We start from the raw sequence: 8,025 nt of genomic DNA, 5'->3' as shown, positions 1-8,025 counted from the left end.
TCTACACCTCCGGTTCCACCGGAACCCCCAAGGGGGTGATGATCGAACATGGCTCGGTCTGCAATCAGATCTGGGCACTGAAAAGCCTCTATGGGCTGACCGCGCACGATCGCCTCCTGCAGTTCTCGTCGCCATGCTTCGACGTCTCGGTGGAGGAAATCTTCGGCGCGCTTTGCAGCGGCGCCACCCTGGTGTTGCGGACCGATGCCTGGCTTGCCTCCTCGTCCACGTTCAACGAGCTTTGTGCCGCCCATGGGATCACCGCACTCAGCCTGCCCACGTCGCTCTGGTCGCAATGGGCCGACGCATGGAGCGAAACGCGTGCGCCACGGACGCTGCGTCACATCGTCATCGGCGGCGAAGCGACCAGCCGGCATGCGCTGCAGGCCTGGTTCGGTGACGGAGGGGTCAGGCCGACGTTGTTCAACTGCTACGGCCCGACCGAGACGACCGTCAACGCCACCAGCCAAGTGGTCCGTGCACAAGACCGTGCAACGCTCATCGGCCGCCCCGTCGCCAATACCCGTGTCTACATCCTCGACCCGCATGGCCAACTGGTGCCGCCCGGCGCGGTGGGGGAACTGTGCATCGGCGGCGTCGGCGTTGCCCGTGGCTACCTGAACCGTCCGGCGCTCAGCGCCGAACGCTTCCAGCCGGACCCCTTCGTCGCTGATCCCGACGCCCGCCTGTACCGCTCCGGCGATCTGGCGCGCCACCTGCCCGACGGCAGCATCGAATTTCTCGGCCGCAACGATCATCAGGTCAAGCTGCGCGGCTTCCGCATCGAACTGGGCGAGATCGAGACACGCCTGGCAGCGCACCCCAACGTGCGCGACAACGTCGTGCTCGCGCGCGGCGAGGGCCCAGACAGACGCCTGGTCGCCTATGTCGTTCCCCGCACGCACAGCGAGCCTGGCAGCGACGACGCGCCCTCCGAGCTGATCGCGCGACTGCGCGCGCACCTGGCCGCTGGCCTGCCCGACTACATGGTGCCAGCCGCGTTCGTCATCCTGGACACATTGCCGCTGACCCCCGGCGGCAAACTCGACCGCAGCGCGTTACCCGCGCCCGACGACGGTGCCTTCGCGCGCCACGACTACGTACCGCCACGGAGCCAGTCCGAAACGCTGCTGGCCGGCATCTGGCAGGAACTGCTCGCGCTTGATCGCGTCGGCATGCACGACAACTTCTTCGATGTCGGCGGCACATCGCTGCACATCATCGCGCTGCGGCAGAAGATCCACGACAACATAGGCGTCGACGTCTCCATCACCGACCTGTTCGCGCACCCGACGATCGCCAGACTGTCTGAGCACCTGTCGGTCGGCACACAGCAACCGGCGGCGATCGAGCAGACGCCGGAACAGTCCGCAGTCCCCGACCCGAAACATGCGGTCGCGGTGATCGGCATGGCCGGCCGTTTTCCCGGCGCCAGCGACATCGCGGCCCTGTGGGCCAACATCGCTGACGGCGTGGAATCGCTGCAGCGCTTCAGCCGGGACGAGCTGCTGGACGCGGCAGTGGAACCTTCCTTGCTCGACCAGCCCGGCTTCGTTCCGGTGCGAAGCCTGCTGGACAACGTGACCGACTTCGATGCCGACTATTTCGGCTTCACGCCGCGCGAGGCCGAAGTGACCGATCCGCAGCAGCGCATCCTGCTGGAATGCGCGCATGACGCGTTGGAGGCCGCAGGCTACGGCGATGCCCGAAGCGAACGGCCGGTGGGCGTCTTCGTCGGCGTCGGCGAAAACCAGTACGTGCTGCAACATCTTCTGCCGCAGTTGGATGCCCTTTCGGCACTGGGCACCAGCATCGTGCACGCCAACAGCAAGGATTTCGCCGCCACGCGCATCTCCTACAAACTGAACCTGTCGGGTCCGGCCGTCAACGTCAACACCGCCTGCTCGACCTCACTGGTGGCCGTGCACCTTGCCTGCCGCAGCGTTGCCCAAGGCGAGAGCCGGATGGCGCTCGCCGGTGCGGCCGGCATCGCCGAGTTCGGTCCAGGCGGCTATCGCTACGAGGAAGGCAACATCAACTCGCCGGACGGCCATTGCCGTGCGTTCGACCGTGACGCACGGGGAACGCGGGCCGGTAACGGTGCAGGCGTGGTACTGCTCAAGCGGCTGGACCATGCCCTGGCCGATGGCGACACCATTCACGCCGTGATCAAAGGGTCGGCGATCAACAACGATGGTGCCGACAAGGTCGGCTACACCGCACCGAGCGTGGTCGGACAGGCGCGGGTCATCCAGCAGGCGCAGCGCAACGCGGACGTATCGCCGGCGAGCATCGGCTATGTGGAAGCGCATGGGACCGGCACCGTGCTGGGCGATCCGATCGAAATTCGCGCACTCAGTCGCGCGTTCGCGGGCGAGCCGGCGCAACGCTGCGCGATCGGGTCGGTCAAACCCAACATCGGTCACCTGGACACCGCGGCCGGCATGGCCGGCCTGATCAAGACGGTGGAGGCACTCAAACACGGGCAGTTGCCGCCGAGCATCAACTATCTCCAGCCCAATCCCGAGATCGATTTCGCGGCAAGTCCGTTCTATGTGAACACCCAACTGCGCCCGTGGCCCACGCAGGACGCGCCGCGCCGCGCAGGCGTCAGCGCGTTCGGTATCGGCGGCACCAATGCGCACGTCGTCCTGGAAGAAGCGCCGCCGGCGGCGAGCGACCCGGCAACGCGGTCGGCGCAGTTGCTGCTGCTGTCGGCACGCAGCGCGGAAGCCTTGCAGGCGGCAAGTAGGCGGCTTGCGGACTATCTGCACAGCGACCAGGCGGCGCCGCTGGCAGACGTGGCCTACACGCTGCAAACCGGCCGTACGGCACACGCCTGGCGCCGCGCGGTGGTCTGCACCACGGCCGAGGACGCCGCGGCACTGCTGACCTCGACCATCGCCGAGGCGACAAAGACGTCGGACCTGCACGCTTCTTTGATCTGGATGTTCCCAGGTCAGGGAGCGCAGCATGCCGGCATGGCCGGCGAGTTGTACAAGACAGAACCGGTGTTTCGCGAACAACTGGACGCCTGTGCGGAAGCGTTGCGCGAGACGCTCGGCCTGGACCTGCGCGAGTTGCTGTCTCCATCGCCCGAGGCGCGCGAACATGCCAATCGGCAGCTTGTCCAGACCTGTTTTGCACAGCCGGCGCTGTTCGCGGTGGAGTACAGCATGGCCCGGCTGCTGCAGTCCTACGGGCTCACCCCCGATGCGATGATCGGCCATAGCCTGGGCGAATACGTCGCGGCATGTCTGGCAGGCGTGTTTTCCCTGCAGGATGGATTGATGCTGGTCGCGGCGCGTGGTCGGCTGATGCAGGCCATGGCACCGGGGCGGATGCTGTCCGTGCGAGAGGACGAGGAACGCCTGCGGGCGAGGCTGTCCGGCTGCGCCGTGGACATCGCCGCAGTCAACGCCAAGGGCAAATGCACGGTGTCCGGCACACCCGCCGCCATCGCTGCACTACGCGAACAGCTGATCGCCGAGGGCATCGACAGCCGGGAACTGGAAACATCGCACGCCTTCCATTCCGCGATGATGGAGCCGATGCTCGCCGCATGGCGCGAAACGCTGAGCAGCGTGTCGCTGCATGCGCCGCGCCTCGCCTACGTGTCGAACCTGAGCGGCGACTTCATTTCCGCCGAGGAAGCGACAGACGTGGAGTACTGGGTGCGGCACCTGCGCGGTACGGTCCGCTTCGCCGAAGGCATGGACACCCTGCTGTCGCCGACCTCGCCATTGAGGAGCCGATGCGTCTTCGTCGAGGTAGGCCCAGGGCAGGTATTGAGCGGCTTCGCTCGGCAGCGCGTGCCTGCAAGCGCCCATGCCGTGGTCCCGGTCCTCGGCCACGCCACCGCATCCGATCAAGACGCCCGATCGCTGCAGCGCTGCATCGGCCAGCTCTGGGTGCATGGCGCCGGCGTCATCAACTGGGACGCCTATCACGCCCACGCGCGCAGGCGACGCGTGCCGCTGCCAACCTATCCGTTTCAGCGTCGCCGGTTCTGGGTGGATGCCCCCCTTCATGTTGCTCGGGCAGCACCGTCTGCCGAGGCGCGCCGTCCGTATCAGCAAGACTGGTTCTACGCCCCGCTGTGGCGGTTGCGCGGCAGCAAGGCCAGGCCAGACAGCGCTCAGGCCCTGCGCCCACTGACCTGGGTGGTGATGGCCGATCGCCGCGGAATCGGCGAGCGCCTGATCCAGCAACTGCGCCACGCCGGGCAGCGAACGATTGTGGTGCACCGCGGCGATCTATTCGCCCGTCTGGGCTCTGACGACTATGTGCTTGTTGCCGACGACCCGCGCCACTACGGCGAACTTGCCGACAACCTGGCACACGACGGTCTGCGGATCGACCGCCTGGTGCACCTCTGGTCGCTGGACCGGTGTCAGGCGAAGGCCGAACTGCATGGATTCGATCTGTTCCTGGCGCAGCAGCGCAACGGCTACTGCAGCCTGGCGTTCGCCATCGCCATCCTGATGGCGCGGCTGCAGGCCGACGATGCGGCGATGCACGCGGTGACTCACGACCTGTTCCGGGTGACCGGCGCGGAACTGCTGGCGCCGCACCATGCCCCGATCGTCGGCCTGTGCAAGGTGGCACCGCAGGAACATCCGAACCTGCGCTCGCAGCTTATCGATCTCAGCGACCCGCACCCGGAAGACCGCAGCGAGGACACCCTGTCCGCGGCAAGCGCCAGCCTCTTCGACGAACTGATGAACGAACACACCGACGGCGTCGTCGCCTTTCGCAACCGAGCACGCTGGACGCAGACCTATGAACCCTGCAAGGTCCCGAACGAAAACCTGCAGCCGCGCATGAAACGCGGCGGCGTCTATGTGATCACCGGCGGTCTCGGCAAGGTCGGTTACGCGCTCGCCGAGCATCTGGCGGCGATGTCAGCCAAGCTCGTGCTGATCGTGCGCGACGAATTGCCGCCACGCTCGCTATGGGCCAACTGGATCGCCGAGCGTAGCCCAAGCGATCCCGTGGTTCCGAAGCTGGGACGGCTGCTCGCGCTTGAGTCCAGGGGCGCGCAGGTCCTCATCTGCCAGGCCGACGTCGCCGACGAGGCACAGATGGTCGATGCCTTCGAGCAGGCCGAGATCCGTTTCGGCGACATCGACGGCGTGATCCATTGCGCGGGCCAGGTCCGCGACTCGATGCACTCCCTGGCCGACACGACGATCGAGCGCAGCCTCGCCCAGTTCCTTCCCAAGGCCAAGGGCGCGATGGTGCTGCAACGCGTGCTGAAACACCGACGCGTGGACTTTTGCGTTCTGATGTCATCGCTGTCGAGCGTACTGGGCGGCCTGGGCCTTTCCGCATACGCCGCCGCGAACGCCTACATGGACGCCTTTGCCACCGCACGGCATGCGCAAGGCGACGAGGCATGGCTCAGCATCAACTGGGACGGCTGGCACTTCGCCGGCGAGCCGGCCAGGGAAGGCATCCATGGCGTCGACGGCACCGAAGGCGCACAAGCGCTTGCATACGCCCTTTCATGGTCGGATATGCCGCAGCTCATCCATTCGACCGTGGATCTGCAGGCGCGCATGGAAAAGTGGATCGACAAGTCGCCGCAGGACCCGGCGAGCATGCAGCTCTATGTCCGTGGCGGCGGTACGGCCTGCGTTGCACCAAGCACCACCATCGAGTTTCAACTCCTGGAGATCTGGCAGCAACTACTGGGGATCCAGGACATCGGGGTGCGCGACGCGTTCTTCGACCTGGGCGGCGACTCGCTGCTCGCCACGCTGCTCGTCGCGCGGGTCAACAAGGCATTCAACGTGAATCTACCGATCCGCATCGTTTTCGAGGAGGAGACCATCGAACGCATTGCGCTAAAGATCGACGATCTCACCAAGCGCCCGCCGCAGGGCAAGCCGCTGGCGCTCAAGCGCAGCGGTGAACGCGCCCCGCTGTTCTGCATCCATCCCGGCAGCGGATTCGGGCGCCCGTATATGGCCATGCTGCGGCACCTTCCAGCGGATCTACCTGTCTATGCGCTGGAGGCGCGCGGACTGAACGACCACGACACATTGCCGGAGACGATCGCCGACATGTGCGCCGACTATATCGAGCAGATCCAGGTCATCCAGCCCGTGGGGCCCTACCACCTGCTCGGCTGGTCGTTCGGCGCCATCGTCGCCCACGCCATGTCCGCCGAAATGCAGAAACGCGGACTCGCGGTGGCCAAGCTGATCATGATCGATGGCGCACCGCTCTACGACGAGGAGTGGCCACAGCAGGCCGTCGAAGAACATCGCCTGGACCTCGAATCGCGCCTTTCCGGCTACAGGGACTACCAGACGGCGCCGGATGACCTGAAGCAAACCATGATCGCGCGAATGAGCGCCATCCAGAGCAACAACATCCGCCTGGCCTACTACCGCGATCCATCGCCCTTCCATGGAAACGTATTGATGATCATCGCCAAGGACTCCGATCGCCCCGAGAAATACGAATTCTTCAAGAAGTACATCCGTGGGGACGTCACCGAACTGAAGGTGCCATATCACCACAACATCCTGCTCACCAGCGAAGCCCTGGAAAGTTACGCCCCGGACATCTGCAGATTCCTCGACGCCACTACCCAGCGGCACGAGGCCCGGCTGGCGACCGAGGTATAGCACGAAGGAACGAATTTCTGGCGCAAGCAAACGGCGTGTCGGTCGGCAATTGATGAAGGAGCAACGATGTTTGGCTACTACTTCCACCTTGGTTTGCGCAGCCTGATGCGCAATCCCGTACTGACCGGCTTGATGGTGCTGTCGATTGCCGTCGGCGTGGCCGCATCGATGACTACCTATGCGGTGTTCCGTGCCACCTCGAGCAACCCGATTCCGGAGAAATCTGCACAGCTTTTCGTGGCGCAGATCGACAACTGGGGACCCACCGAAACCATCGAGAACGGTGGCGAACCACCGCGTGCCTTGAGCTACAGGGACACCATCGCCCTGATGCGCGACCGTCGCGCGACGCGGCAGACAGCGCTCTACCCGATCAAGGTATCGATCGTGCCCGCCGACATGGCGCTTCTACCGTTCCAGGTGAACAGCTACGCGGCCTACGCGGACACCTTCCCGATGTTCGACGTTCCTTTCCTCTACGGCGGAGGATGGTCGGCGGCCGAAGACGAGTCGCGCGCGGCGGTGGCGGTGATCAGCCGCTCGCTCAACGATAGCCTCTTCAAGGGCGCCAACAGTGTAGGCAAGGAGATCAATATCGATGGCCGGAGCTACCGCATCCGCGGGGTGATGGACCGCTGGAATCCCCAGCCGCTGTTCTACGACGCAGCCAATACCGGAGGATTCGATAAACCCGCGCAGTTGTTCATCCCGTTCACCCATGCCATCGATCTGCAACTGCCGACCAATGGCAACCGCAGCTGCTACAAGACGCCCGGCGCGGGATGGGAGGCGTGGCTGCAATCCGAATGCGCATGGATCGCCTACTGGGTGCAACTGCCCGACAAGGCGAGCGCGGAATCGTATCTGAACTACCTGCGCAACTATTCGGCGCAACAACAGCAGTCCGGACGCTTCAACTGGCCGCCCAATGCACGCCTGCGGGATGTCGCGCAGTGGCTGGACTACCTGAAGATCGTGCCGCCGGAATCGAAGATATCCGCGCTGCTGGGCCTGGGCTTCCTGCTGATCTGCCTGGTCAACACCATCGGCCTGCTGCTGGCCAAGTTCATGCGACGCGCAGCGGAAATCGGCATACGTCGAGCACTGGGTGCACCGCGCAGCGCCATCTACATGCAGTTCCTCGTGGAAGCCGGCACCGTCGGCCTGGCCGGTGGCGTGCTGGGTTTGCTGCTGACCGGACTGGGAATGCTCGGCACCGACCTGGTATTCGAGCCGGAGATCGCGCGACTCGCCGAGCTGAATGTGTCTCTGGCGGTATTGACCCTGGTGGTGGCGACGCTGGCCACCGTCATTGCGGCCCTCTACCCGATCTGGCGTGCCGCGCAGGTGCAGCCTGCCTGGCAACTGAAAGCGAACTGAGGCGACG

At 65.2% G+C, this 8,025-nt stretch carries 2 protein-coding genes; both read left to right on the top strand.

What is annotated here, in order from left to right; genetic code table 11:
• A partial coding sequence (locus D183_RS25475) for a polyketide synthase (RefSeq protein ID WP_157835231.1) occupies positions 1–6,638 on the top strand: 6,638 nt, incomplete at its 5' end.
• Positions 6,639–6,704: 66 nt separating this feature from the next.
• Entirely contained in the window at positions 6,705–8,018 is a 1,314-nt protein-coding gene (locus tag D183_RS0120460) for an ABC transporter permease (RefSeq protein WP_017910638.1), read from the top strand.
• Positions 8,019–8,025 lie beyond the last annotated feature (7 nt).

The sequence above is a fragment of the Xanthomonas sp. SHU 199 genome (assembly GCF_000364665.1).
GTDB lineage: Bacteria > Pseudomonadota > Gammaproteobacteria > Xanthomonadales > Xanthomonadaceae > Xanthomonas_A > Xanthomonas_A sontii.
This window is presented reverse-complemented; position numbering and strand designations above follow the sequence as displayed.

Excerpts from the sequence above, each read along its gene's own strand:
- D183_RS0120460 (WP_017910638.1), top strand. The coding sequence starts at position 6,705 with ATGTTTGGCTACTACTTCCACCTTGGTTTGCGCAGCCTGATGCGCAAT.